Below are 24,178 nucleotides of genomic sequence, written 5' to 3' on the forward strand. Positions count from 1 at the left end.
CGTAAGCTTACGCGCTATCTGAAATTATACGTATCTTAGTTTTTTCATGTTCAGCTCGAGCCCAAGCCTCATATTCCTCAACATCATACCGCGCAGATCTCATAAGCTCGGAAGATGCCCTTAGCGCATTTGAAAATTCATCTGCATCATTCAAGATGTCATCTACGTTCGCCATTGCTGAAACAGAACTCAAGATCACACCACGCGAAACCCTTACGACGTCTGAAACATCACGAGCTTGTTGATTAATGCCTCCAGCGGCAAGGCCAAACGTATCGACTGCTTTAACAGGAAGTCTTTTACACCAAAAACCGAAAGACACCATATCACAGGGAACATCTGAATTAGAATGTACATTATACCCATATGTCTTAAGCATCTTAGAGTTATGGGCCGGCATATGATCCGTTAATGCATTCAGCACCCACTTACCAATCCCGGCGCTAACCAAATTTGAATATGACAACCCGTCGATTTTATCAACTACTATTTTCTTACCTTCAAGAGCAGATTGATTAACCAGCCCTAAATCAACAAACTTCTGATAAATAACGTTATCCGAACCGAAAATACCTTCCATTACGTCGACAAACCGCTTGAACGTCTCCAAGTGAACCATGTCTTTATTGGTGCGTGTAGTGATAAAAAACAACCAATCTTCGGTTCTACGGTCCGCCTGATACCGGAGCAGCTCAAACAATGCCTTATAATAATTCGGCTGTCTATCCTGAGGAGGAGCCTCGAGAAAACTACCACAAAGGTCAATATTTATAACATCATATGTTGATGCCTGACTTATTATTTGCTGATATGCAATTGACTTTTTATTAGCAAGCTGCTCAAGATGATCAGGATAAACATCTGAAGCAGCATCTATATACTGGAGGCCTCTTAATTCATTTATAGAGATCAACTGGTCGGTCATAGACTCGCGATCTTCCGGAGGAATATAGTTCAACCCTTTGAACTTAATTTTTACACCCATCTCCGAACAGACTGAATGAAGAGAGCGCACATCGAGCAAGTCCGCCCCAGGCAGGCTGAGATACTCTAGCGATCTAGCCTTACCCTCTTCATTAATACCGAGCGCTTTAACCAGACTACTCGCAAAGTAATTCCACTGATTTATACGAATATATTGCTTTCTGGGCTTATGCCATGGCAAAAACTTTTTCTTCAAAACCACCTTGGCATGCTCGACATCTTCGTATCCAAGGTCCACATCCAGATCATCATCCATGACAGTCATTTCTTAGCCTCAAGCAAAAAAATGTCACTAATGGCCTTCACAAGCTTTTCCACTTCAGTGGGAGACAAACTAGACAGGAGACCATAGGACTCCAAGATACTAGCTACAGCTGCAAGCTTTCTAGAGTGGAGCTCATATCGAGATCGCTCCACTTTACTCGCACTTTTTCGAACTCCCAGGACATTATCTTTGAGAATATAGACTGTATTCGCCCCATCCAACAATGAAGCAGATTCATTGGTCGCCAGAAATTTGACACGAGAAACAGCGTCAAATGAAAGACTAATACTATCTATTGCGGTTAACACTTCTGCATATTTTTGCGCACTTCTCTGATCCGCACCTTCTTTACTCAAAGACTTGTGCTTACTCATAAATTGACGCAGCGCATTATGCAACCACTTTTTTAAATATTGATAGTGAGGGTGAGAAATATTAAAAGATTCTCTATCAATATTTAAAGATGAATCCAAACCTTTTAGCGCAAAAACCTCGCCGGTTAGTTGTCTAAGCCGCGTTTGCTCAGAGACCTGGTACTCCATAAAGCTGGAGTCGAACAAAGTGCCGTTTGCACCGTTTATTCGAATCAAGCTACCATTGTGTTCAAGTGGTACTACTTTGGGCGACCAAAGCATGTAATATTCGAACGATAACTCACCTCCACGATAAGCTTCCGGCACGCTACTAAGCGCAGGAGAAGCTTTACCGACAAACATTAGTTGGCGCTCCGCGTCTAGCCTTGAGGCACCAATTGAAATCGGCCTCCGCAGCTCTATATCATCAATCAGTACAGAAAAAGGCAAGTGAGATTGCTTATCCCCCGCGCGCAAACCAAGAACCTGGCTTAATGTTTCTTCTCCTAAAAAATCAACTTTCTCAGCGACACTTCCTCGCCCTCCATTGCTGACCATATATACATCTACATTGTCAGCGGCAGATATAGCAAAAGGATGCTTATCAATATAGTCTAGCGGCACCGACAGGCTAATCGACCATATCATCCGAAGATAGGAGTCTAAACTTTCCTTCAGTTTGACATTTCCGCGCTTAGCATCCGCTGTTAAACCAGAAACCGCAGATACAAGCTTCCTAAATTTTGAGAGTGGTGAGTCATTAGCAGACCAAGGTAATTTGGCCATTGTGATGAGCTTACCAACATCCCCAGGATCGATTTCACCTATATGAAAATCCGGTTCTCTAGGGATATCCTTCAGCTCATCGTCTAACTCTATTTCTTCATCACTTTGCTCGATCTCACCCGCTTCAATCTGGCGACCATATTGGACCCCAGCCCATAAAATTCTGGACTGCAGGCTTTCACGAACGAATGGGCGAACATTGAGCAGAGTTATTTCGGTCCCTGAAGATTCTAAATCCTCCGCTGGAACGTATGTAATTTCAGCCTTGCCTGTTACATAAGTATCTTCATCGACATCTGCAACAACTTCTGCCTGAGGGCGAAGCAGAATATCACAAACTAGTCTTTTATTGTCCCCTTTAACTTTGGAGACAATGACCATATGGTGTGTTAGCTGCGAAACGGAAAAAAGACCAATTCCCAGCTTACCAATCAACGGACGAAGAGCTGGACTTAAAAATTTGTCTACCGTCGAGGTGACATTATGAGATTTACCGGAGGATGTTCGCTTTAAGCTTCCCCCAATGTTACAGATAATATGCGCAAGTGTATCGCCATCCAACCCATGCCCGTTATCACGAATGACAATCTTAGAAAAGCGTGGCGCATCTGTATATATTCTAACCTCTGTAGCATCGGCATCATAGGCATTAGCTATAAGCTCACGCAACGCTGATGCGGGCTCCCTGTATATCCCATCAGTTATCCGAGCAAATACTCGCTGATTTGTTTTTAGGACTGCAGAAATAGGAGCATCATAAGGGTTAACTTTCTGCAGCTGCTTCGCTAACAGCTTTTCTTCATTCTGAGTATCATCTAGACTCGATTGCAGGCTATCCATAGGCTTACCTTTTACATTATCTGTTCCATGACTGACTTTGCTATCTCTTCCGCTACCGGTGGAGGAACAGCGTTTGATACTTGCCTAACCTGTTCACTCAAATTCCCTAGAAGCACATAGGACTCAGGAAATCCTTGCAATCTTAACGCCTCATATATACTAACTCGACGCATTCCGTCAGGATGCACATGAATCTCTCTATTCCCGTATGCTACAGTTCTACTTGGCTTATCCCACTCGAGCTTAATGAAGGAGCGCCCTCCAGTGGGCATCACGCCAGTAACAAATCTTTTTGACTTAGGCCTCATAGTCCAATGATTGGGATGATACGGTATATCACATGGCATTATGCTTTTAGCATAATACGCAGGAGCAGGAAGCCCACGTATCACATCTGAAACGACTTTTTCGCGCAACAATGACGGCTCAGGGAATTCAAACCGGGAAAGATCTAGACTTTTATGGACACCGACAATAAACAAGCGACGCCGCGACTGTGCAACTTGAAAACACCTTGAATTAAGTTCCTTCTCAAAGATATTGAAGTTTTCAGAAAGTTTAAGCCTAAGCTCAGCAAGCAGGTCGTTATTCTTTTTTGCTTTAATTTCAGGAACATTCTCAAAGACAAAAAATTTTATACCAAACTCAATAGAAAATAAATTGACAATTTCAGCATATCTGAACACCAGTTTATTTCGCGGGTCATCCTGGCTACGTGCGACATTACCACGTGAAAAACCCTGACAGGGCGGGCCACCAATTATGCCCGCTAAAACCGATTCGTCTCCGCAAACGGAGCGGACTTTCTCATACAGCGCTTGTGGAGTGGTATCTAAAAGATCTATAACATGTCCCAACCTTCCTGGATGATTGTTGTTATAGCTTTCGACAGCAGCTTTATCATAGTCTGCAGCAAAACAAACATCGAAGCCTGCCTGAGAAAATCCGAGATCCAAGCCTCCTGCACCGCAGAAAAGACTTACTAGCTTAGGTTTAGGGGAGCTCGACTGGCTGCGCATGCGTATATTAAAAACCGTACAAAGCAAAAGAGGGAAATTTGCTAATTCTAGCATTATTCCAGCTTGCTAAGATATGTTTCAACATGCGCTCTAGGATAAAAATCCGAATACAAAAAAGCCCAGTCGTTTCCGACTGGGCTTTTTCGTTTCAATAATGGTCGGGACGGAGTGATTCGAACACTCGACCCCTTGCACCCCATGCAAGTGCGCTACCGGGCTGCGCTACGCCCCGACTGGGCTTTGAAGCATGTTCTCAATGCTAGCGAGAACGTTGAAGAATGTACCCTAACCTCCTGATAAATGAAAGCTTTTTCTCAAAAATTTTCACTCATCAAAAACTCAGGTCACTTCTTCAACACCACCAACACATCCTCCAACTCGACAATCATCTGCCGAATCAGCTGCTTGTACTGGCTAGACTCATCCTTAGCCTCATCACTGGAGAGCCTCAACCGAGCCCCACCAATAGTGAACCCCTGGTCATAAAGCAGCGCACGAATCTGGCGAATCATCAGCACATCCTGCCGCTGATAGTACCGCCGGTTCCCCCGCCGCTTCACGGGATTGAGCTGATCGAACTCCTGCTCCCAATACCGCAGCACGTGCGGTTTTACCGCACAAAGCTCACTCACCTCACCAATGGTGAAGTACCTTTTGCCCGGTATGGGGGGCAGTTCGTCGTTATGGCTTGGTTCCAGCATAGGCCTCAACCCGGGCCTTCAACTTCTGCCCTGGACGAAAGGTGACGACGCGCCGTGCAGTGATCGGGATTTCTTCCCCTGTCTTGGGGTTGCGGCCCGGCCGCTGGCGTTTGTCGCGAAGGTCGAAGTTGCCGAAACCGGACAGCTTGACCTGCTCGTTCTCTTCAAGTGCGTGCCGAATTTCTTCAAAAAACAGCTCGACCAGCTCCTTGGCCTCACGCTTGTTAAGCCCCAGCTCCTCGTACAGCCTTTCGGCCATCTCAGCTTTCGTCAGAGCACCCATGCCGTTATTTCCTTAACGTGGTGTTCAACCTTTGTTCGAGCGAGGTGAGGATGTTTTGCAGTGCGGCGTTCACCTCATCGTCGTTAAGAGTGCGCGATGGATGCTGCCAGGTCAAGCCGACGGCAAGGCTTTTTCTATCAGGATCAATGCCTTTACCTTGGTAGACATCAAACAGCCTGAGGTCTGTGAGCCATTCGCCTGCATTGTCACGAATTACTTCAAGCACCGAGCTAGAAGCTACATCACGTCCTGCGATCAAAGCCAGGTCGCGGCGGGTTTCCGGGAACTTGGACAGCTCGCTGAATTTCGGCAGGCGGCCTTCGACCACGTCACCCAGCACCAGCTCGAACAGGAACACCGGGCGGTCCAGGTCCAGGGCTTTTGCCAGCTCTGGGTGGATGGCGCCGAGGTAGCCGACCAGCTTGCCGTCACGCTCGATGGCGGCGGTCTGGCCTGGGTGCAGGGCTGGGTGCTTGCCGGCGCTGAAGGTGAAGTCGCTCAGGGCGCCGGAGTAGCCCAGCAAGGCTTCCACGTCGGCCTTCACATCGAAGAAGTCGACGCCGTCGCGGCCGTTGGCCCAGCCTTCTGGCAGGCGGCTGCCGGTAACAACGCCGGCGATCATCGGCTGCTGCTTCAGGTCGCCGAGCTGGCCGACGAAGCGCAGGCCGCTTTCGAACAGGCGCACGCGGTCTTGCTGGCGGTTCAGGTTGTGCTGCAGTGCCTTGACCAGGCCCGGCCACAGGGACGCGCGCATGGCGGCCATGTCGCTGGAGATGGGGTTGGCCAGCAGCAGCGGCTCTACGCCCGGGCTGAACAGTTCGAACAGTTTCGGGTCGATGAAGCTGTAGGTGATGGCTTCCTGGTAGCCGCGGGCAACCAGCAGGCGGCGCAGGGTCGGCAGGTCACCGCGGGTTTCCGGCTTGCCCTGGGGGGCCAGGCGGGCTTGCGGGTAGCGAACCGGCAGATTGTTGTAGCCGTACAGGCGGGCCAGCTCTTCGATCAGGTCCACTTCCAGGCTGATGTCGAAGCGGTGGCTCGGCACGTTCACCGTCCACTGCCCTTCCCCGCTCTTGGTGGTGGTCAGCTCCAAGGCGTTGAGCAGCTGCTCGACCTGGGCTGGGTCCATTTCCATGCCGAGCATCTGGGTGATGCGTTCGGCGCGCAGGGTGACCGGGGCCACTTGCGGCAGGTGCTGTTCGCTGACGGCTTCGACGACCGGGCCGGCTTCGCCGCCAACGATGTCCAGCAGCAGCTGGGTGGCGCGCTCCATGGCTTCGCGGGCCAGCTGCGAGTCTACGCCGCGCTCGTAGCGGTGCGAGGCGTCGGTGTGCAGACCGTAGGAACGGGCTTTACCGGCGACGGAGATCGGCTCGAAGAAGGCGCTTTCGAGGAACAGGTCGCGGGTTTTTTCGGTGTTCACACCGCTGTGCTCGCCACCCATGACGCCGGCAATGGCCAGGGCGCGGGTGTGGTCGGCGATTACCAGGGTGTCGGCGCGCAGGGCAACTTCCTGGCCGTCGAGCAGGACGAGCTTCTCGCCCTCTTCAGCCATGCGTACGCGGATGCCGCCGTTGATTTCTGCCAGGTCGAAGGCGTGCATCGGCTGGCCGAGTTCGAGCATCACGTAGTTGGTGATGTCGACGGCGGCGTCGATGCTGCGCACGTCGCTGCGGCGCAGGCGTTCGACCATCCACAGCGGGGTCGGCTTGCTCAGGTCGACGTTGCGGATGACGCGGCCCAGGTAGCGTGGGCAGGCAGCCGGGGCGCTGACTTCGACCGGGCGCACTTCGTCGTGGGCAGCCGGTACGGCTGGCACTACCGGGCGGGTGACCGGGGTGTCGTACAGGGCGCTGACATCGCGGGCCAGGCCTGCGATGGACAGGCAGTCGCCGCGGTTGGGGGTGAGGCCGATTTCGATGCTGGCGTCGTCCAGGCTCAGGTACTGGCGAATGTCTTCGCCAACCGGGGCGTCGGCAGCCAGTTCCAGCAGGCCGTCGTTCTCTTCGCTGATTTGCAGCTCGGCAGCCGAGCACAGCATGCCGAAGGACTCGACGCCGCGCAGCTTGGCCTTCTTGATCTTGAAGTCGCCTGGCAGTTCGGCACCGATCATGGCGAACGGGATCTTGATGCCTGGGCGGGCGTTAGGGGCGCCGCACACGACCTGGAAGGTTTCCTGGCCGTTGCTTACCTGGCACACGCGCAGCTTGTCGGCGTCCGGGTGTTGTTCGGTGGCGAGGATTTCGCCCACGACGATGCCGCTGAACTGGCCGGCAGCGGGGGTAACGCTGTCGACTTCGAGGCCAGCCATGGACAGGCGGGCGACCAGTTCGTCACGGGAGACTTGCGGGTTTACCCAACCGCGCAGCCACTGTTCACTGAATTTCATGCTGTTCTCCTAGAATGTGCGTCGATTGGGCCTAGCGGAATTGGGCAAGGAACCGCAGGTCGTTATCGAAGAACAGACGCAAATCGTTGACGCCGTAGCGCAGCATGGCCAGGCGCTCGGCGCCCATGCCGAAGGCGAAGCCCTGGAACTCTTCAGGGTCGATGCCGGACATGCGCAGCACGTTCGGGTGCACCATGCCGCAGCCCATCACTTCCAGCCAGCCGGTCTGCTTGCACACGCGGCAGCCTTTGCCGGAACACATCACGCACTGGATGTCGACTTCGGCGGACGGCTCGGTGAAGGGGAAGAACGATGGGCGGAAACGTACCGCCAGTTCTTTTTCGAAGAACACGCGCAGGAACTCTTCGATGGTGCCCTTGAGGTCGGCGAAGTTGATATCGCGATCGATCAGCAGGCCTTCGACCTGGTGGAACATCGGCGAGTGGGTGATATCCGAGTCGCAGCGGTATACGCGGCCCGGGCAGACAATGCGGATTGGCGGCTGGGTGGACTCCATGGTCCGCACCTGCACCGGCGAGGTGTGGGTGCGCAGCAGCATGTTGGCATTGAAGTAGAAGGTGTCGTGCATCGCCCGGGCCGGGTGGTGACCAGGGATGTTGAGCGCTTCGAAGTTGTGGTAGTCGTCTTCCACCTCTGGGCCTTCGGCGATGCCGTAGCCGATGTGGGTGAAGAACTGCTCGATGCGCTCGAGTGTACGGGTGATCGGGTGCAGGCCACCGGTGGCCTGGCCGCGGCCTGGCAGGGTGACGTCAATGCATTCGGCAGCCAGGCGAGCGCTGAGCTCGGCTTCTTCGAAGGCGGCCTTGCGGGCATTGAGCACAACGGTGACGCGCTCTTTGGCGTCGTTGATCAGCGCGCCGACTTTCGGCCGCTCTTCGGCTGGCAGGTTGCCCAGGGTCTTCATCACCTGGGTCAGCTCGCCTTTCTTGCCGAGATAATTCACCCGGATCTGTTCCAGGGTATTGATGTCTTCAGCGCGCTCCACGGCCTCTAGGGCTTGGGAGACCAACGCATCCAGGTTTTCCATGTACAGACTCCAGATACGAAAATAGGGGAAGAGCTTTGAAGGCTCTTCCCCTATCGATGACGTTCAATGCCCGACGGCGCTAGCGCCGCCGGGTGATTGTCGCGGGTACTTAAGCCAGAACGGCTTTAGCTTTCTCGACAATCGCAGCAAACGCCGCTTTTTCGTTCACTGCCAGATCGGCCAGAACCTTACGGTCGATTTCGATCGAAGCCTTTTTCAGGCCAGCAATCAGACGGCTGTAGGACAGACCGTTGGTGCGGGCACCGGCGTTGATACGAGCGATCCACAGTGCGCGGAACTGACGCTTCTTCTGACGACGGTCACGGTAGGCATATTGACCTGCCTTGATGACAGCCTGCTTGGCAACGCGGAATACGCGCGAGCGTGCACCGTAGTAGCCTTTAGCCAGTTTCAGAATTTTCTTGTGACGCTTACGAGCGATGACGCCACGCTTAACACGAGCCATGAGTAACTTCCTCTATCTAAACCAGAATTAACGTACGCGCAGCATGCGCTCGACTTTTGCCACGTCAGACGGGTGCAGCAGGCTGGCACCGCGCAGTTGACGCTTACGCTTGGTCGACATTTTGGTCAGGATGTGGCTCTTGAAAGCGTGCTTGTGCTTGAAGCCGGAAGCGGTCTTCAGGAAGCGCTTCGCAGCACCGCTCTTGGTTTTCATTTTTGGCATGTTGGAACTCCGCATTCGATAAAATTACACAATAATCATCAGGCCTGCCGTGCCCGGGAGATTACTTCTTCTTTTTGGGGGCGATGACCATCATAAGCTGGCGTCCTTCCATCTTCGGATGCTGCTCAACGGAGCCGTATTCGGCGAGGTCGGCTTCGACCCGCTTCAACAGCTCCATGCCCAGCTCCTGGTGGGCCATCTCACGGCCGCGGAATCTCAGAGAGATCTTGGCCTTGTCCCCATCGGTAAGGAAACGTACCAGGTTGCGTAGTTTTACCTGGTAATCCCCTTCTTCCGTCCCTGGACGAAACTTGATTTCTTTGATCTGGATCTGCTTCTGGTTTTTCTTGGCTTCGTTGGCCTGCTTCTTCTTCTCGAAGAGGTGCTTGCCGTAGTCCATCACCTTGCAGACGGGCGGTTGCGCGTCGGCGGAGATTTCCACCAGATCCAGCTTCGCTTCATCAGCGATACGAAGCGCTTCATCAATCGAGACGATGCCAATCTGCTCGCCGTCAGCGCCAATTAACCGAACCTCGCGTGCCGAGATATTCTCGTTGATCGGGGCTTTCGGTGCAGTTCGTTTATCGTTTCTCATTTCACGCTTAATAGTCATTACTCCGATTCTAGGCGACCGCGCTGGGCAACAGCGCTGTTGAGCAGCTGCGTGAATTCAGCCACCGGCATGGAGCCGAGGTCTTTGCCTTCACGGGTGCGTACGGCGACGGTCTGCGTTTCGACTTCGCGATCCCCTATAACCAAAAGGTACGGGACCTTGAGCAAAGTATGCTCGCGGATTTTAAAGCCGATCTTCTCATTTCTCAAGTCCGACTTGGCACGGAAACCGCTACCGTTCAGGGTATTTTCCACCTCGAGGGCGAAATCGGCCTGCTTGTCGGTGATGTTCATGATCACGGCCTGGGTTGGGGCCAGCCAGGCCGGGAACACGCCAGCGTAGTGCTCGATCAGCATGCCGATGAAGCGCTCGAACGAACCGAGGATGGCGCGGTGCAGCATGACCGGGCGAACTCGGCTGTTATCTTCGGCGATATAGCTGGCATCCAGGCGTTCTGGCAGGTTCGGGTCGTACTGCAGGGTACCGCACTGCCAGTTACGGCCGAGGCAGTCGCGCAGGGTGAACTCGATCTTCGGGCCGTAGAAGGCGCCCTCGCCTGGCTGGTATTCCCACTCCAGGCCCGATTCGTTCAAGGCGTCGGCCAGTGCGCCTTCGGCACGGTCCCACAGCTCTTCGGAACCCACACGCTTGGCCGGGCGGGTCGACAGCTTCATGGCGATGTCGGTGAAGCCGAAGTCCTTGTACACGTCCAGGGTCAGCTTGATGAAGTCGGCGGCTTCTTTCTTCACCTGTTCTTCGGTGCAGAAGATGTGCGCGTCGTCCTGCACGAAGCCACGCACGCGCATGATGCCGTGCAGGGCGCCGGACGGCTCGTTACGGTGGCAGGCACCGAACTCGGCCAGGCGCAGCGGCAGGTCGCGGTAGCTCTTCAGGCCCTGGTTGAACACCTGCACGTGGCACGGGCAGTTCATCGGCTTGACCGCGTAGTCACGGCTTTCCGACGAAGTGGTGAACATGTTCTCGGCGTAGTTGGACCAGTGGCCGGAACGCTCCCAGAGAATGCGGTCGACAACCTGCGGGGTCTTGATTTCCTGGTAGCCGTTGACGCGCTGAACCTGGCGCATGTACTGCTCGAGTACCTGGTACACGGTCCAGCCGTTGGCGTGCCAGAACACCATGCCCGGGGCTTCTTCCTGCAGGTGGAACAGGTCGAGCTGCTTGCCGATCTTGCGGTGGTCGCGTTTTTCGGCTTCTTCGATGCGCTGGATGTACGCAGCCAGCTGCTTCTTGTCGGCCCAGGCGGTGCCGTACACGCGTTGCAGCTGTTCGTTCTTGGCATCGCCGCGCCAGTAGGCGCCGGACAGCTTGGTCAGCTTGAATGCCTTGAGGAAGCGGGTGTTCGGCACGTGCGGGCCGCGGCACATGTCGACGTATTCTTCGTGGTAGTACAGGCCCATGGCCTGCTCGTCCGGCATGTCTTCGACCAGGCGCAGCTTGTAGTCTTCGCCACGGGCCTTGAACACGTCGATCACTTCGGCGCGCGGGGTCACCTTCTTGATGACGTCGTAGTCCTTGTCGATCAGCTCCATCATGCGCTTTTCGATGGCGGCCATGTCTTCAGGGGTGAAGGGGCGCTCGTAGGCGATGTCGTAGTAGAAGCCTTCGTCGATGACCGGGCCGATCACCATCTTGGCGGTCGGGTACAGCTGTTTCACCGCGTGGCCGACCAGGTGGGCGCACGAGTGACGGATGATCTCCAGTCCCTCTTCATCTTTAGGGGTGATGATCTGCAGGGTGGCGTCGTTGCTGATCAGGTCGCAGGCATCGACCAGTTTGCCGTCGACCTTGCCGGCCACGGTGGCCTTGGCCAGGCCGGCGCCGATGGAAGCGGCGACTTCGGCTACGGATACGGCATGATCGAACGAACGTTGACTGCCATCGGGAAGAGTAATAACGGGCATGGCGCCTCCTCTCCTAGTGGTGACCCCTACCAAAGGTCACGTGGGTTGGGATGAGCCAGTACAAGATCCGACCTGCCTTCCCGCAACGGGAAGCCTGCCTCACAGTGGCAGAAGCCTTTCGGCTTGCCAGGGACGAACCAGAGTGACTGGAAAGAAAAAAGATAGCTGCAAGCTGCAAGTTGTCAGCTGCAAGCCGGGCATGCTAGCACGCGGGTTGCACGCCAGGCAGAAATATTTGGAAATTACGCCGCAGCGGTGAACTAACGCGGAAAAATTCCTATCAGACCTTGGGAAGCAACCTACTCTTGATGAGACCTTAACCCAAGGAGTAACTGGTTATGCGAGTTCCGTCTCTTCTGGCCCTGGCGGCCGCTGGGGCCCTGCTGCTGCCCATGGCTGCGAACGCCGGCAACTTCCCGGCCGGGAAGGAAGCCGCCTACATGACCCAGTGCACGCAAGTGGCTCAAGGCCAAGGCGTTGACGCTGCGACCGCGAAAAAGCACTGCGACTGTGGCGCGCAAACCATCAAAAAGAATTTCACCGACGCGGAAATTGCCGACCTCGACAGCAACGATGGCGTGGACGCCAAGCTGATGCAGAAGGCCCAGATGGTCGTGAAACAGGCCTGTGCACCGAAGAGCTGAAACCTTAAAGCCAGAGCAGACCAGCCATTCTTTGAGCTGGATCAACATCCTGCGAAGGTAAAAGGCGCTAGATGCGCAGAATTAGACTATGATGTGTTCCGTGCTCCGTAGCCTCGGCCGCATTGCACCACTGAAAAAACTAAATGTTCTGGAGATTCACCCATGTCCAATCGCCAACAAGGCACCGTCAAATGGTTCAATGATGAGAAAGGCTACGGCTTCATCACCCCAGCAGGCGGCGGCGACGACCTGTTCGTTCACTTCAAGGCCATCGAATCTGACGGCTTCAAGAGCCTGAAAGAAGGCCAGACTGTTTCCTTCGTCGCCGAGCGCGGCCAGAAGGGCATGCAGGCTGCACAGGTTCGTCCGGAGTAATTCGGATAGCTGTAAAAAAACCCGCCCTTGTGGCGGGTTTTTTTATGGGCGTTTACCAGGCTGCACGCGCTCGCTTTTTTTGTAGGAGCGGCCTTGTGTCGCGACGGGGCGCGAAGCGGCCCCTGGGTTTCAGCTTCGCAGCATCAATGGCCGGGGCCGCTTTGCGGCCCTTTCGCGACGCAAGGCCGCCCCTACAGGGACCGCGCAGCCCAGGTCATCGGTTAACCGCAGTTGACGCGAACCACCTTGCCCTGCTCGTCCACATTCAGGTTCAAGCGCTCGGAGCGGTACTCGAGGGTAACCACGTCGTGCGGCTTGAGAATGCGGGCCATCTGCGAGCCACTGGCCTTGCGCGCCTGCTCCAGCAGCTCGGCGCTGGCAAGCTTGCCAATAGCGAAATCGGCGCCGCTGGCTTCGCAGCGGCCATCGTTGCCTGCCGGCGTGGCTGGCGCAGCGCCACCAGCAGAATTGCCACCAGTGCTGCAACCAGCCAGGACAGCAGCCACCGCCAGGGTTGCCAGGTAAGCACGGGTACGGAACATGAAGCCTCCTAAATCGGTCCGGGAACTGTCTGATCCGACAGTTCCGCTGATCTTTTGTTGCAAAACCGGTCAAGTCTGCCTGAACTCGCCAGCCGAGGCGAAAACGCAATCGTGACCGGATTTTGCACAAGCCGCTGCGTTTGCCATATGCTTAAGCCGCAAGGTCACTGACGCAAAGTCATGATTTAGTGCAAGAAGTGGAGCGCACCCCGCCTCCATCGAACACCAGGGTCAGGTGTTCGCCCCTTCGTCCCGGGCCCCAAGCGAGAGCCTTTCATGAGCAGCCACAGCATCGAAGCCGATATCAAGGTCAAATGGGCCGAAGGCCAGAGCGCGTACAGCCCTGGCACGCCGGAGGAGTTGCTGCTGATTGCCATCGACCTGCTGGTGCGCGATCGCGGCGCCGAGGCGGCACGCAGCTTCTTCGACCAGGTGTTCGAGCGCTACGCGCCGCACACGGCTATTCCAATCGCGCCAAACGGGCGCTGAGCAGGTCGAACAGGCCCTGGGCATCGCCCTCGTCCACCCACATCACGTTGGCTGGCTGCTTGAGCACGCCGTACCAGTCGGCAAGGGTCTGGCCGAAGCTGGGGCCTTCGCGGCTGTCGATGGTCATGTGGATACGCCGGCCGCTGAACAGTTCGGGCTTGAGCAGGTAGGCGATGACGCTGGCGTCGTGCACCGGGCCGCCGGGCATGCCGTACAGGTCCATGTCGTGGGTGATGTAGGCGTTGAGGATATCCACCACCCGCTTGCTGGCCTGGTTGTTCACCGCCGCCAGTTGCTTGAGGCGGGCGTCGCTGGTCAGCAGCTTGTGGGTGACGTCCAGCGGCAGGTAGGTCAGCGGCACGCCGCTGGCCAGCACCACTTCGGCGGCATGCGGGTCGGCATAGAGGTTGAACTCCGCCGCCGGGGTGATGTTGCCACCGTTGAAATGGGCACCGCCCATGACCACCACTTGCTTGATGCCTTTGGCGATGTCCGGGCGCTGGATCAGCGCCAGGGCCAGGTTGGTTTGCGGGCCGAGCATGGCGATGGTGATGCTGTGGGGCTTGGCGGCGCCCAGGGTGTCGACCAGGTATTGCACGGCATTGCCCTGGGCCAGCGGCGCTTTCGGTTCGTGAACCTGGATGCCGGTGAGGCCTTCTTCGCCGTGCACGTCGGCGGCGTAGATCGGCTTGCGCACCAGCGGGCGGGCGGCGCCGGCGTACACGGGGATGTCTTCGCGGCCGGCCCATTCGCGGGCCAGGCGGGCGTTGCGCGAGGTCTTTTCCAGGCGCACGTTGCCGGCCACGGTGGTGATGGCGCGGATGTTCAGCTCGTCGGGCGAGGCCATGGCCAGGAACAGCGCGACCACGTCGTCGGCGCCGGGGTCGGTGTCGATGATCAGGTCGATGGGGGCGGCCTGGAGGGTGGTGGCTGCGGCCATGAGAGCGATTCCTTGTAGCAGGGGTTTGAGCATGGGTGGCACTCCTGTTGCCTGGGTGGTGGTTTCTGGGGCCGCTTTGCGGCCCAATCGCCGGCAAGCCAGCTCCCACAGGTACTGCATCGGCCTCAAGCATTGTGCAGTACCTGTGGGAGCTGGCTTGCCGGCGATTCGGGGGCGCAGCCCCCGCCTTCAGAAAGTCACGCCGGAAATCAGCGCGATGTTGCTGTAGGGCTGGCACTCGCCAGTGCGCACAACCGCACGGGCACTGCGTGACAATGTCTTGAAATCTTCATGGCTCAGCCATTCGCGCTTGCCCAGCTTGCCCTTCAGCCGCTCGATCTCGACCAGCGCCGGCGGCACCACTTTCTGCATCTCTTCGGCCAGCACGTGGCGCTCTACCTGCAACTCGCTCAGCACAACCCGCAACACGCTGGCGAAGTCCGGCAGGCCAGGCGTGACGGCCAGGTCGATCAGTTCGACGCCCGGCGGCACCGGCAGCCCGGCATCGCCGATCACCAGGATGTCGCCATGCCCCATGCCGGCGATGGTCCGCGACAGGGCAACGTTCAGCAGCGGGGTCTTCTTCATGGCGCAAGCTCCGCCAGGTAGGGAATCGACGGCTGGGCACCGGCGCGGGTAACCGACAGGGCCGCGGCGCGCTGGCCGAAGGCGATGGCTTCGCCCTCCTCCAGGCCGCGCACCAGGCCAGCGGCAAAGCCGCCGATGAAGGTGTCGCCGGCTGCCGTGGTGTCCAGCGGCTGCACCACCGGCGCGGGGAAGTGCTGGTGGCCCCGAGGGGTGACCAGCAAAGCCCCTTGCGCGCCCAGGGTGATGATCACTTTGCCCGCGCCCAGTTGCAGCAAGCGCTCGCCGGCGCGCCGGGCGCTGCCCAGGTCAGTCACCGCCACGCCGGTCAGGGCTTCGGCCTCGCTTTCGTTGGGCGTCAGGTAGTCGATGTGGGCGAACCAGTCCGCCGGCAAGGGGCCGGTCGCCGGCGCCGGGTTCAGGATCACCCGCTTGCCCAGTTCATGCCCCCTGGCCAAGGTCCAGGCCACGGTGTCGGCCGGTACTTCCAGCTGGCAGATGATCACCTCGGCCGCCTGCAGCAGCGCATCGAACCGCTGCACCGACTGCGGCGTCAGCAGGCCGTTGCCACCGGGGACGATGACGATGCAGTTCTGGCTGGCGGCATCCACGGTGATCAGCGCCACCCCGCTGGACACGCCCTGGCAGGTGCTGACGCCCTGGCAGTCGATGCCTTCCACATACAGGGCCCGGTGCAGTTGTCGACCATAGTCATCGTCGCCAACGTTGCCGATCATCGCCACGCTGCCACCCAGGCGCGCCACGGCCACTGCCTGGTTGGCCCCCTTGCCGCCCGGCACGGTGAAAAAGCTTTCGCCGGGGAGTGTTTCGCCGGCCCGGGGCAGGCGCTGCGCGCGGGCCACCAGGTCCATGTTGAGGCTACCGACTACCACAACCTTGGCATTCATGACATTTCCTTAGCATCAGCGGTAATCGTTGAACAGGTCCGGACGCGGCCCGGTGGACTCGCGCAGCACAATGCGCGGGGCGACGATGCGTTGCTCTGCCGCGCCCTGCCGGGGGGTGCCGATACGCGCCAGCAACAGCGACGCGGCGCTCTCGCCCAGCTCGCGAATCGACTGGCCCACCGTGGTCAACGGCGGGTACACGTAACGGCTGAGCTCGATGTCGTCGAAACCGATCACCGACAGCTCGCCGGGCACGTTGATATTGCGTTCGGCCGCGGCACGCAGCACACCGAAGCCGATCATGTCGTTGCCGGCAAAAATCGCCGTAGGCCGCTTGCCCTCCAGCAGCCGGCCTGCGGCTGCATGGCCGCCGGGGCTGGTGAAGTCGCAATGCAGCACGCGGTCGCTGCGCACCGGCACACCGGCTTCGGCCATGGCGCGGCGGAAGCCGCTCAGGCGCAGGTGGGTCACACCGGTCTCGGCGGGGCCGCCGATGTAGGCGATGTCATGGTGACCAAGTTCCAGCAGGTGCTGGGTGGCCAGGAAGGCGCCCTGCTCGTGGTCGATGCGCACCAGGTCGGCATCGACACCGTCCAGTTCGCGGTCGACGATCACCATGGGCGTGCGCACACCAGCCAGGCTTTGCAGCAGGTCGCTGTCCTGCCCTACCGAAGCCACTACCAGGCCGTCGATGCGCTTTTCCAGCAGCACGCGCAGGTAGCTGCGCTGCTTTTGCGGGTTGTCGTCGGAGTTGCACAGGATCACGCAGTAGCCGTTGCGCTCGCAGGCGTCTTCGATGCCCCGCGCCAGCTCGGCGAAGTACGGGTTGACGCTGTTGGGCACCAGCAAGCCGATGGTGGCCGTGCTGCGCGCCTTCAGCGAGCGGGCCACGGCGCTGGGTACGTAGTCGAGTTCGGCGATGGCGGCTTCGACTTTCAACCGCACCTGCTCGCTGACCGGCCGGGTCTTGTTCAGCACATGGGACACGGTGGTGTAGGAAATGCCCGCCAGTGCCGCGACGTCTTTGATGGTTGCCATGTTTTCAGTTCCGCCGGCCTGCACGCCGGCTACGGTAAGTGTCGAGCACCACGGCGATGACGATCACCGCCCCGGTGATGATGCGTTTGGTCGGTTCGCTGGCACCGATCTGCGCCAGCCCTGCGGCCAGCACCGAAATAATCAGCACGCCAAAGAAGGTGCTGATGACCGAGCCGCGCCCGCCCATCAGGCTGGTGCCGCCAATCACCACGGCGGCGATTACCTGCAGCTCCAGGCCGGAGCCGGCATTGGGGTCGGCGGCTTCCAGGCGCGAGATCTGGAACAGCGCGGCCAGGCCGGCGAGCAGGCCCATCAGGGCGAACACCAGCACCTTGTACGGGCGCGGGTCGATGCCAGCCAGGCGCACGGCCTCTTCGTTGGTACCAATGCCGATCAGGTAGCGGCCGAACACCGTGCGGGTCAGCACCAACTGGGCCAGCACGATCACCAGCAAGGCGATGATGAACGCCGGCGAGATGCCGAATGCGATGGGGTTGGAGAACCAGGCATAGGCATCGCCGATATAGGCGGTGCGCGAGTCGGTGAACTGGTAGGCCAGGCCGCGGGCCATTTCCAGCACCCCTAGCGAAACGATGAACGACGGAATGCGCCAGGCCACGGTGACGCCGCCGGTGATGCTGCCGGCCAGCGCGGCCACGGCCATGCCCAGCAGAGCCGAAGGCAGCACGCCCCAGCCCCAGCCGAGGATCGCCACGCTGACCGTGGAGGCCGCCAGCGCCAGTACCGAGCCCACCGACAGGTCGATGCCGCCGATGATCAGCACGAAGGTCATGCCCACCGCCAGTACCATCAGGTCGGGGATCTGGTTGGCCAGGGTACTGAAGGTGTTGTACGACCAGAAGTGGCTGCTGAGGAACGAGAACAGCACGATCATCGCCAGCAAGGCGCCGGCCAGGCCCAGGTAGGTACCCAGGCCAAGATAGGTGCCACTGCGGCGCACCGGTGCGGCGCCTTGGCTGTCGAGCGGGGTGGTTTTCATGCATCCATCCTGGGAGCTGCTTCATGCAGCAGTGCGTCACGTTTCTGATAACCGGCAAAGGCCGCGGCCAGCAACTGGTCCTGGCTCCAATGGTCCCGCTCGAAGGTGTCGATCAGGCGACCGGCCGACAGCACGGCGATGCGGTCGCATATCAGCATCAGCTCGCGCAGGTCACTGGACACCACCACCAGGGCCTTGCCCTGGCGCGCCAGCTCGGCCAGCAGGCCATAGATGTCGAACTTGGCGCCGACGTCGATGCCACGGGTGGGCTCGTCGAACAGCAGCACCTGGCAGTCGCGCTCCAGCCAGCGGCCGATCACCACCTTCTGCTGGTTGCCGCCAGACAGCTCGCCTACCACCTGCTGCGGGCCGGCACTGCGAATGCGCATGGCCTGGATCTGGCGTTCGGCCAATGCCGCTTCGGCTTCGCCATCGAGCACCCCGGCCCGTGATACCGCGCCGAGGTTGCCCAGGGCGATATTCGCGCTGATCGACTGCGTCAGCAGCAGGCCCTCGCCTTTGCGGTCTTCGGTGATCAGCGCGATACCGGCCTGCACCGCAGCCTTGGGCGAGTCGATGGTGACAGCCTTGGGCGGCTGGCCGAGGGCGATGCTGCCGCTGTCGGCACGGTCGGCGCCGTAGATCAGGCGCAGCAGTTCGGTACGGCCGGCACCGATCAGGCCGGAAATGCCGAAGATCTCCCCTGCCCTGACCTCGAACGACACTTCACGCACCTTGTCGGCACGGCTGAGCCTGTCGACCTTGAGCAGCGGCGCGCCGATCTGCCGGCGGCCCAGGTCGATATGCTCGCCCAGCTCGCGGCCGACCATCAGGTTGACCAGTTCGGCGCTGCTGTAGCGCTGGATCGGTTCGTCGCACACCAGCTTGCCGTCGCGCAGCACGACGATGCGCTGGGCCACGCGCTGCAGTTCTTCCAGGCGATGGGAGATGTAGACGATGGCCACGCCACGTTGGCGCAGGCGCTCGATCTGGGTGAACAGCAGCTCCACTTCGCGCGCGGTGAGCATGGCGGTGGGTTCATCGAAGATCAGCACATGGCAGTCGCCAATCAGGTTGCGGGCGATCTCGACCATCTGCTGATGGCCGATGCCCAGCTCGCCGACCGGGGTGTCCGGGTCGATGGCGTCGAGGCCGACCTGGGCCATGGCGGCCGTGGCCAGTTGGCGCAGGCGCTTCTGGCTGATCCAGCCGAAGCGGCCGGGCAGGTTGTCGAGGAACAGGTTTTCCGCGACGGTCAGCGTGGGCAGCAGGTTGAGCTCCTGCATGACCATGCGCACGCCAAGGCGCTCAGCCTCGCTGCGGCTGCCAGGCGCGTAGGCCTGGCCGCGGTAGCGCATGTGCCCTGTGGTGGGGGTTTCCAGCCCACTGATGAGCTTGGACAAGGTGCTCTTGCCGGCGCCGTTCTCGCCGGTCAGGGCCAGCACTTCGCCGGCACGCAGGTTCAGGCTGACCTCGCCGAGCACGGGCTGGGCGTAGGTCTTGCCCAGGCCACTGGCGGCGAGCACTACTTCGTTGGCCGATGCAGGCATGGCCGTTTCTCCTGCCAGCGATCAGGGCTTGGTGATGAGTTGGACCGGGGTCTGGATGACGTTGTCGGCATCCACGTCGGGTTTCTCGCCCTTGACCATTTTCAGCGCCGCCTGGATGCCGTACACCGCCTGCTGGCTGGCCGCTTGGTCGAGGGTGGCAAGCACACGGCCATCGGCGAGCATCGGCTTGATGGCGTTGATGTTGTCGTAGCCCACCACTTGCACCTGGCCGGTCTTGCCGGCGGCACGCACGGCCGACACCGCGCCCAGGGCCATGCTGTCGTTGCCGGCCAGCAGGGCTTTCAGGTCGGGGTATTCGTTGAGCATGGAGGCGGCGACGGCGTTGCCTTTGTCGATTTCCCAGTTGCCGCTCTGCACCGAAACGATCTTGATCTGCGCGGCGTCCATGGCGTCCTTGAAGCCGGCGGTACGCTGCTGGGCGTTGGTGGTGGTCGGCACGCCTTCGATGATGCCGACCTGGTCGCCGGCCTTGAGCTTCTCGTTGGCCAGGTAGTCACCCACCAGGCGCGCGCCCTTGCGGTTGTCGGGGCCCACGAAGGGTACGCTGATGCCTTTGCTCTTGAGCAGTTCAGGGTCCAGGCGGTTGTCGATGTTGATCACCACAACGCCCTGGTCCATGGCCTTCTTCACCGCCGATACCAGCGCCTTGGAGTCGGCCGGGGCAATGACCAGGGCCTTGGCGCCCGCGTTGACCATCTGCTCGACGATGCGGATCTGCTCGCCGGTGTCGGTCTCGTTCTTGATGCCGTTGGCGATCAGCTCGAATTCATCGGCGTGGGCTTTCTGGTAGTCCTTGGCGCCGTCTTCCATGGTGCGGAAGAACTCGTTGGCCAGCGACTTCATGACCAGGGCGACCTTGGGCTTGTCTTCGGCGTGGGCGGGGGAAAATGGCAGGGCCAGGGACAGCGAGGAAATGACCGCGAGGGCCAGCAGACGACCGGGGAACGGCAGTTTCATGGACGATGACTCCGAATCTTGTGTTTTTTGTCGGATCGCAAACGTTTGCGTTGCCTAACTATGGAAACAGGACCGGGGTTTGTCAAATCCGTTTGGCTGTCGGAGGTCAAGTCGAGCTTGGCGCAGTTTATCCGGATTTTTTCCGAAAAGCCGAACGTCTTTTCCTACGTTTGTTCGGAATCTCGAATGGAACGCACCTTCATGTGGGGGCGGCCTTGTGTCGCGAAAGGGCCGCAAGGCGGCCCCGGCAATGTGTGTTGTTGCGCCGGAATCCGGGGCCGCTACGCGCCCCTTTCGCGACACAAGGCCGCTCCCACAAGGGCCGTGCGCGCAACTGGTACGAAACCTGCCTTGCACCCTGTGCGACAAAACAACCATCTCATTAGGAAGAGAGAGAACAATAATGATGAATGCCGCACTGAAAATCTTCGCCCCCAGCGCACTCGCCGTGCTGCTGGCCATTCCAGCCACCGTTTCGGCCAAAGAGGCTGAAACCCAGCAGAAGCTGGCCAACGTGGTCATCCTCGCCACCGGCGGCACCATTGCCGGCGCTGGTGCCAGCGCCGCCAACAGCGCCACCTACCAGGCCGCCAAGGTGGGCGTCGACAAACTGATCGCCGGCGTGCCGGAGCTGGCCGACCTGGCCAACGTCCGCGGCGAGCAGGTCATGCAGATCGCCTCTGAGAGCATCTCCAACGACGACCTGCTCAAGTTGGGCAAACGCGTTGCCGAACTCGCCGAAAGCAAGGACGTCGACGGCATCGTCATTACCCACGGCACCGACACCCTGGAAGAGACCGCCTACTTCCTCAACCTGGTGGAAAAGACCGACAAGCCGATCGTGGTCGTCGGTTCGATGCGCCCGGGTACCGCCATGTCCGCCGACGGCATGCTCAACCTTTACAACGCCGTGGCCGTGGCCAGCGACAAGCAGTCGCGCGGCAAGGGCGTGCTGGTGACCATGAATGACGAGATCCAGTCCGGGCGCGATGTCAGCAAGGCAGTGAACATCAAGACCGAAGCCTTCAAGAGCGCCTGGGGCCCGATGGGCATGGTGGTGGAAGGCAAGTCGTACTGGTTCCGCCTGCCGGCCAAGCGCCACACGGTCAACTCCGAGTTCGACATCAAGCAGATCAGCAGCCTGCCGCAGGTGGATATCGCCTATGGCTATGGCAACGTCACCGACACCGCCTACAAGGCACTGGCACAGAATGGCGCCAAGGCCCTGATCCATGCCGGTACCGGCAACGGTTCGGTGTCGTCGCGGGTGGTGCCGGCGCTGCAGGAGCTGCGCAAGAACGGCGTGCAGATCATTCGCTCGTCGCACGTCAACCAGGGTGGCTTCGTGCTGCGCAACGCCGAGCAGCCGGATGACAAGAACGACTGGGTCGTGGCCCATGACCTGAACCCACAGAAAGCGCGGATTCTGGCGATGGTAGCGATGACCAGGACCCAGGACAGCAAGGAGCTGCAGCGCATCTTCTGGGAGTACTGATCGCCAGCCGCCCCCTGAAATGCAAACAGCCCCGCTGCCCAGGCGGGGCGTTTGCTGTCTGACTGTTGCGAAATTACTTACAGTGAAATACTGTATGCGCATACAGCAAAAAACAAGGAAACACTTGTGTCCAGCACCGCCTCCGCCACCCCAAGCAGCTATGAACAACTGGGTATGCGCATTCAGAAAATCATCAACAGCCCCACTGCCCAGCGCAGCCGTGCGGCGTTGATTTTCCGTCTGGAGCAGGAAACCCCGGAAGATTGGGAAACCCTGCTAGAGGAAATCGCCGAAAACGATAACGTCACCCTCGCCCACCGCGACGATGGCGGCGTGCAGATTTTCTGGACGGTACCGAAGGAAGACTGACTGCATTCAGCCTCAAGCCAAGGCCTGCAGGTAGGCGCTGGCTTCGCGGTAACGCGCCAGCCGCGCCAGGTCGGTGGGGCCTGGGCACGGGATGCGCGAAAGGTCGCTGTTGTCGGCCAGATCGGCCAGCTTGACGGTGCGCGCCAGCGGGTCACCGCCCAGGCGCACCACGAAGTCCTGGTAGGCCTCGCCCTCACGGCGGCTGAGCGCCAGCAAGGCGGCAAGGATTTTCAGCGCGAAACCCTCGCGCGCCAGGTCGGACAGGGTCAGCGGGGTGTCTTCGATCACATCGTGCAGCACCGCGACAATCCGTTGTTCGGTTGTGGAAACCCGCATCATCACGCGTAGCGGGTGGAGGATATAAGCGGCCCCACCCTTGTCGTATTGCCCTTCATGCGCCCTGGCGGCCACGGCAATGGCCCGCTCCAGTGTAGACATGAGGCCCTCCCCGTTCGGCTTCTTCCTGACAAGCATAGCCAAAACTGTGCGGACAATGTCTAGCGCGCGTGTGACTGTGCCGTGCCGACCTTGCACAAGCGGCCTTGTGGAAGCCGTGTGGGAGCGGCCTTGTGTCGCGAAAGGGCCGCATAGCGGCCCCGGCAATTTGTGCAGGGTTCAAGATTCTGGGGCCGCTGCGCAGCGCTTTCGCGACACAAGGCCGCTCCCACAAAAGGCCGCGCCTGCAGAAACCGGGTTTAGCGCGCTGCACCGTGCTGAATCACCACCGAATCGGTACCCAGCTTGGCCATTACCTCGGCCTTGCGCGCTTCGGCTTCCTCACGAGTGGGGAATGGCCCCATCAGCACCACCGGCTTGCCGTCGCGGTACTCCACCGAGGACGGGATGCCCTTTTCGATCAGGCGTGCGGTCATGTCGCTGAGCGCGCCCATGTTTGCACCCTGGATCACTTCCACATCCCAGCCTTGCGGGGCCGGCTGGCCAGCCAGGGCCTCGGCGCGGCGCTGCAGCTCGGCGCCGCCGCACATCTCGCGGATGCGCAGGTTGTTGCCGCTGTCGTCGACGATGATTTCGTACTGGCCATCGCGCTTGATGGCCACGTAGCTGCGGTAGGCCTCGTACTGCCCGGCATCATCCTTGCCACGGACCTGGCCGCAGATGGTGCCCTGGGTGTCGATCCGCACGTTGCCGAACTTGGCGGTCTTGGGGTTGTGCAGGTGTTCGGCCACCTGTTTGTGCACGCCTTCGACCTCGTTCTCACAGCCCGCCAGGGCGAGCACTGCCATTACCACAGCCAGTTTGCGCACGCGTGTACCTCCAGATTCGAAGGGGCGGATTCTAGCACGCCGGGCAATGCCCCGAACCGCGACCAAACGTTACACGCTGCTTCATGCGCACAGCAAAAAGGGCGATCATTGC

Annotated in this window: 26 protein-coding genes and 1 tRNA gene; 5 read left to right on the forward strand and 22 right to left on the reverse strand. The window is 59.2% G+C overall.

Annotation, left to right across the window (positions count from 1 at the left end; translation table 11 throughout):
* Positions 1 to 7: 7 nt before the first annotated feature.
* From ACLCGK_RS28630 to thrS, 12 genes are all read right to left on the reverse strand, one after another.
* Positions 8 to 1,240 carry a PP_RS20740 family protein gene (locus tag ACLCGK_RS28630; RefSeq protein ID WP_410953420.1) on the reverse strand — a complete coding sequence of 411 codons (1,233 nt, stop codon included), beginning with the start codon at positions 1,238 to 1,240 and terminating at the stop codon, positions 8 to 10.
* A 5-nt stretch (positions 1,241 to 1,245) separates the two neighbouring features.
* Positions 1,246 to 3,228 carry an ATP-binding protein gene (locus ACLCGK_RS28635; RefSeq protein ID WP_410953421.1) on the reverse strand — a complete coding sequence of 661 codons (1,983 nt, stop codon included), beginning with the start codon at positions 3,226 to 3,228 and terminating at the stop codon, positions 1,246 to 1,248.
* A gap of 11 nt (positions 3,229 to 3,239) precedes the next feature.
* A complete protein-coding gene (locus ACLCGK_RS28640; RefSeq protein ID WP_410953422.1) occupies positions 3,240 to 4,301 on the reverse strand; it encodes a DNA cytosine methyltransferase in 1,062 nt (353 codons plus the stop codon).
* Between the two features lie 101 nt (positions 4,302 to 4,402).
* A tRNA-Pro gene (locus ACLCGK_RS28645) sits at positions 4,403 to 4,479 on the reverse strand.
* A 112-nt stretch (positions 4,480 to 4,591) separates the two neighbouring features.
* Positions 4,592 to 4,948 (reverse strand): MerR family transcriptional regulator, encoded by a 357-nt coding sequence (locus ACLCGK_RS28650; protein WP_003250681.1) that lies wholly within the window; start codon positions 4,946 to 4,948, stop codon positions 4,592 to 4,594.
* Entirely contained in the window at positions 4,929 to 5,231 is a 303-nt protein-coding gene (gene ihfA / locus ACLCGK_RS28655) for an integration host factor subunit alpha (RefSeq protein WP_003250679.1), read from the reverse strand. Before ihfA ends, ACLCGK_RS28650 begins: the two co-directional genes overlap by 20 nt.
* A 4-nt stretch (positions 5,232 to 5,235) precedes the next feature.
* Positions 5,236 to 7,617 carry a phenylalanine--tRNA ligase subunit beta gene (gene pheT, locus ACLCGK_RS28660; RefSeq protein ID WP_102083871.1) on the reverse strand — a complete coding sequence of 794 codons (2,382 nt, stop codon included), beginning with the start codon at positions 7,615 to 7,617 and terminating at the stop codon, positions 5,236 to 5,238.
* A 31-nt stretch (positions 7,618 to 7,648) separates the two neighbouring features.
* The gene (gene pheS / locus ACLCGK_RS28665; RefSeq protein WP_013972006.1) at positions 7,649 to 8,665 is read right to left on the reverse strand and encodes a phenylalanine--tRNA ligase subunit alpha; all 1,017 of its coding nucleotides are present in this window, start codon (positions 8,663 to 8,665) and stop codon (positions 7,649 to 7,651) included.
* Between the two features lie 109 nt (positions 8,666 to 8,774).
* Positions 8,775 to 9,131 (reverse strand): 50S ribosomal protein L20, encoded by a 357-nt coding sequence (rplT, locus tag ACLCGK_RS28670; RefSeq protein ID WP_003250671.1) that lies wholly within the window; start codon positions 9,129 to 9,131, stop codon positions 8,775 to 8,777.
* A 27-nt stretch (positions 9,132 to 9,158) separates the two neighbouring features.
* A complete protein-coding gene (rpmI, locus tag ACLCGK_RS28675) occupies positions 9,159 to 9,353 on the reverse strand; it encodes a 50S ribosomal protein L35 (RefSeq protein ID WP_003250667.1) in 195 nt (64 codons plus the stop codon).
* A gap of 61 nt (positions 9,354 to 9,414) precedes the next feature.
* Positions 9,415 to 9,966 (reverse strand): translation initiation factor IF-3, encoded by a 552-nt coding sequence (infC, locus tag ACLCGK_RS28680; RefSeq protein WP_013972005.1) that lies wholly within the window; start codon positions 9,964 to 9,966, stop codon positions 9,415 to 9,417.
* Complete coding sequence (gene thrS, locus ACLCGK_RS28685) at positions 9,966 to 11,888, reverse strand: threonine--tRNA ligase (RefSeq protein WP_013972004.1); 1,923 nt, start codon at positions 11,886 to 11,888, stop codon at positions 9,966 to 9,968. The genes infC and thrS overlap by 1 nt, the downstream gene beginning before the upstream one ends.
* A gap of 338 nt (positions 11,889 to 12,226) precedes the next feature.
* Between thrS and ACLCGK_RS28690 the strand changes: the two genes are divergently transcribed.
* Positions 12,227 to 12,532, forward strand: coding sequence for a hypothetical protein (locus ACLCGK_RS28690; RefSeq protein WP_013972003.1), 306 nt, complete (start codon positions 12,227 to 12,229; stop codon positions 12,530 to 12,532).
* 162 nt (positions 12,533 to 12,694) lie between these two features.
* A complete protein-coding gene (locus tag ACLCGK_RS28695; RefSeq protein ID WP_003250656.1) occupies positions 12,695 to 12,907 on the forward strand; it encodes a cold-shock protein in 213 nt (70 codons plus the stop codon).
* A 221-nt stretch (positions 12,908 to 13,128) separates the two neighbouring features.
* Here the strand turns inward: ACLCGK_RS28695 and ACLCGK_RS28700 are convergent, their stop codons facing one another.
* Positions 13,129 to 13,449 (reverse strand): I78 family peptidase inhibitor, encoded by a 321-nt coding sequence (locus ACLCGK_RS28700; protein WP_023660761.1) that lies wholly within the window; start codon positions 13,447 to 13,449, stop codon positions 13,129 to 13,131.
* Positions 13,450 to 13,725: 276 nt separating this feature from the next.
* On the opposite strand from ACLCGK_RS28700, the gene ACLCGK_RS28705 reads away from it, so the two are divergent.
* A complete protein-coding gene (locus ACLCGK_RS28705) occupies positions 13,726 to 13,938 on the forward strand; it encodes a hypothetical protein (RefSeq protein ID WP_003260960.1) in 213 nt (70 codons plus the stop codon).
* Here ACLCGK_RS28705 and ACLCGK_RS28710 read toward each other — a convergent pair.
* The 7 genes from ACLCGK_RS28710 to ACLCGK_RS28740 all read right to left on the reverse strand — a co-directional run bounded on the left by ACLCGK_RS28710 (position 13,910) and on the right by ACLCGK_RS28740 (position 20,937).
* On the reverse strand, positions 13,910 to 14,911 hold the full coding sequence (locus ACLCGK_RS28710; RefSeq protein ID WP_410953423.1) for a nucleoside hydrolase: 1,002 nt from the start codon (positions 14,909 to 14,911) through the stop codon (positions 13,910 to 13,912). The two genes, ACLCGK_RS28705 and ACLCGK_RS28710, sit on opposite strands and share 29 nt — an antisense overlap.
* A 156-nt stretch (positions 14,912 to 15,067) precedes the next feature.
* Positions 15,068 to 15,466: a D-ribose pyranase gene (rbsD, locus tag ACLCGK_RS28715; protein ID WP_410953424.1), complete on the reverse strand. Its 399-nt coding sequence runs from the start codon at positions 15,464 to 15,466 to the stop codon at positions 15,068 to 15,070.
* Positions 15,463 to 16,371, reverse strand: coding sequence for a ribokinase (gene rbsK / locus ACLCGK_RS28720; protein WP_410953425.1), 909 nt, complete (start codon positions 16,369 to 16,371; stop codon positions 15,463 to 15,465). The genes rbsD and rbsK overlap by 4 nt, the downstream gene beginning before the upstream one ends.
* Positions 16,372 to 16,386: 15 nt before the next feature.
* Positions 16,387 to 17,409 (reverse strand): LacI family DNA-binding transcriptional regulator, encoded by a 1,023-nt coding sequence (locus tag ACLCGK_RS28725; protein ID WP_410953426.1) that lies wholly within the window; start codon positions 17,407 to 17,409, stop codon positions 16,387 to 16,389.
* A 4-nt stretch (positions 17,410 to 17,413) separates the two neighbouring features.
* Positions 17,414 to 18,409 carry an ABC transporter permease gene (locus tag ACLCGK_RS28730; RefSeq protein ID WP_015269786.1) on the reverse strand — a complete coding sequence of 332 codons (996 nt, stop codon included), beginning with the start codon at positions 18,407 to 18,409 and terminating at the stop codon, positions 17,414 to 17,416.
* On the reverse strand, positions 18,406 to 19,959 hold the full coding sequence (locus ACLCGK_RS28735; RefSeq protein WP_054572715.1) for a sugar ABC transporter ATP-binding protein: 1,554 nt from the start codon (positions 19,957 to 19,959) through the stop codon (positions 18,406 to 18,408). The genes ACLCGK_RS28730 and ACLCGK_RS28735 overlap by 4 nt, the downstream gene beginning before the upstream one ends.
* 21 nt (positions 19,960 to 19,980) lie before the next feature.
* Positions 19,981 to 20,937 (reverse strand): sugar ABC transporter substrate-binding protein, encoded by a 957-nt coding sequence (locus ACLCGK_RS28740; RefSeq protein ID WP_013971996.1) that lies wholly within the window; start codon positions 20,935 to 20,937, stop codon positions 19,981 to 19,983.
* A gap of 406 nt (positions 20,938 to 21,343) precedes the next feature.
* On the opposite strand from ACLCGK_RS28740, the gene ACLCGK_RS28745 reads away from it, so the two are divergent.
* Both ACLCGK_RS28745 and ACLCGK_RS28750 read left to right on the forward strand, forming a co-directional pair.
* On the forward strand, positions 21,344 to 22,432 hold the full coding sequence (locus ACLCGK_RS28745; protein WP_024086733.1) for an asparaginase: 1,089 nt from the start codon (positions 21,344 to 21,346) through the stop codon (positions 22,430 to 22,432).
* Positions 22,433 to 22,558: 126 nt separating this feature from the next.
* A complete protein-coding gene (locus tag ACLCGK_RS28750) occupies positions 22,559 to 22,801 on the forward strand; it encodes a DUF1654 domain-containing protein (protein WP_003260955.1) in 243 nt (80 codons plus the stop codon).
* 12 nt (positions 22,802 to 22,813) lie between these two features.
* Here the strand turns inward: ACLCGK_RS28750 and ACLCGK_RS28755 are convergent, their stop codons facing one another.
* Together ACLCGK_RS28755 and ACLCGK_RS28760 are read right to left on the reverse strand one after the other, a co-directional pair.
* Positions 22,814 to 23,239 carry an HD domain-containing protein gene (locus tag ACLCGK_RS28755; protein ID WP_003260953.1) on the reverse strand — a complete coding sequence of 142 codons (426 nt, stop codon included), beginning with the start codon at positions 23,237 to 23,239 and terminating at the stop codon, positions 22,814 to 22,816.
* A 257-nt stretch (positions 23,240 to 23,496) separates the two neighbouring features.
* Entirely contained in the window at positions 23,497 to 24,066 is a 570-nt protein-coding gene (locus tag ACLCGK_RS28760) for an SPOR domain-containing protein (RefSeq protein WP_003260952.1), read from the reverse strand.
* Positions 24,067 to 24,178 lie beyond the last annotated feature (112 nt).

It is taken from the genome of Pseudomonas sp. S1(2024), assembly GCF_046557535.1.

Excerpts from the sequence above, each read along its gene's own strand:
- ACLCGK_RS28700 (WP_023660761.1), bottom strand. The coding sequence starts at position 13,449 with ATGTTCCGTACCCGTGCTTACCTGGCAACCCTGGCGGTGGCTGCTGTC.
- ACLCGK_RS28710 (WP_410953423.1), bottom strand. The coding sequence starts at position 14,911 with ATGCTCAAACCCCTGCTACAAGGAATCGCTCTCATGGCCGCAGCCACC.
- ACLCGK_RS28755 (WP_003260953.1), bottom strand. The coding sequence starts at position 23,239 with ATGTCTACACTGGAGCGGGCCATTGCCGTGGCCGCCAGGGCGCATGAA.
- rpmI (WP_003250667.1), bottom strand. The coding sequence starts at position 9,353 with ATGCCAAAAATGAAAACCAAGAGCGGTGCTGCGAAGCGCTTCCTGAAG.
- ACLCGK_RS28630 (WP_410953420.1), bottom strand. The coding sequence starts at position 1,240 with ATGGATGATGATCTGGATGTGGACCTTGGATACGAAGATGTCGAGCAT.
- pheT (WP_102083871.1), bottom strand. The coding sequence starts at position 7,617 with ATGAAATTCAGTGAACAGTGGCTGCGCGGTTGGGTAAACCCGCAAGTC.
- ACLCGK_RS28725 (WP_410953426.1), bottom strand. The coding sequence starts at position 17,409 with ATGGCAACCATCAAAGACGTCGCGGCACTGGCGGGCATTTCCTACACC.
- ACLCGK_RS28650 (WP_003250681.1), bottom strand. The coding sequence starts at position 4,948 with ATGCTGGAACCAAGCCATAACGACGAACTGCCCCCCATACCGGGCAAA.
- ACLCGK_RS28690 (WP_013972003.1), top strand. The coding sequence starts at position 12,227 with ATGCGAGTTCCGTCTCTTCTGGCCCTGGCGGCCGCTGGGGCCCTGCTG.
- ACLCGK_RS28730 (WP_015269786.1), bottom strand. The coding sequence starts at position 18,409 with ATGAAAACCACCCCGCTCGACAGCCAAGGCGCCGCACCGGTGCGCCGC.
- pheS (WP_013972006.1), bottom strand. The coding sequence starts at position 8,665 with ATGGAAAACCTGGATGCGTTGGTCTCCCAAGCCCTAGAGGCCGTGGAG.
- ACLCGK_RS28705 (WP_003260960.1), top strand. The coding sequence starts at position 13,726 with ATGAGCAGCCACAGCATCGAAGCCGATATCAAGGTCAAATGGGCCGAA.
- thrS (WP_013972004.1), bottom strand. The coding sequence starts at position 11,888 with ATGCCCGTTATTACTCTTCCCGATGGCAGTCAACGTTCGTTCGATCAT.
- ACLCGK_RS28735 (WP_054572715.1), bottom strand. The coding sequence starts at position 19,959 with ATGCCTGCATCGGCCAACGAAGTAGTGCTCGCCGCCAGTGGCCTGGGC.
- rbsD (WP_410953424.1), bottom strand. The coding sequence starts at position 15,466 with ATGAAGAAGACCCCGCTGCTGAACGTTGCCCTGTCGCGGACCATCGCC.
- rplT (WP_003250671.1), bottom strand. The coding sequence starts at position 9,131 with ATGGCTCGTGTTAAGCGTGGCGTCATCGCTCGTAAGCGTCACAAGAAA.
- ihfA (WP_003250679.1), bottom strand. The coding sequence starts at position 5,231 with ATGGGTGCTCTGACGAAAGCTGAGATGGCCGAAAGGCTGTACGAGGAG.
- ACLCGK_RS28640 (WP_410953422.1), bottom strand. The coding sequence starts at position 4,301 with ATGCTAGAATTAGCAAATTTCCCTCTTTTGCTTTGTACGGTTTTTAAT.
- ACLCGK_RS28695 (WP_003250656.1), top strand. The coding sequence starts at position 12,695 with ATGTCCAATCGCCAACAAGGCACCGTCAAATGGTTCAATGATGAGAAA.
- infC (WP_013972005.1), bottom strand. The coding sequence starts at position 9,966 with ATGACTATTAAGCGTGAAATGAGAAACGATAAACGAACTGCACCGAAA.
- ACLCGK_RS28745 (WP_024086733.1), top strand. The coding sequence starts at position 21,344 with ATGAATGCCGCACTGAAAATCTTCGCCCCCAGCGCACTCGCCGTGCTG.
- rbsK (WP_410953425.1), bottom strand. The coding sequence starts at position 16,371 with ATGAATGCCAAGGTTGTGGTAGTCGGTAGCCTCAACATGGACCTGGTG.
- ACLCGK_RS28740 (WP_013971996.1), bottom strand. The coding sequence starts at position 20,937 with ATGAAACTGCCGTTCCCCGGTCGTCTGCTGGCCCTCGCGGTCATTTCC.
- ACLCGK_RS28635 (WP_410953421.1), bottom strand. The coding sequence starts at position 3,228 with ATGGATAGCCTGCAATCGAGTCTAGATGATACTCAGAATGAAGAAAAG.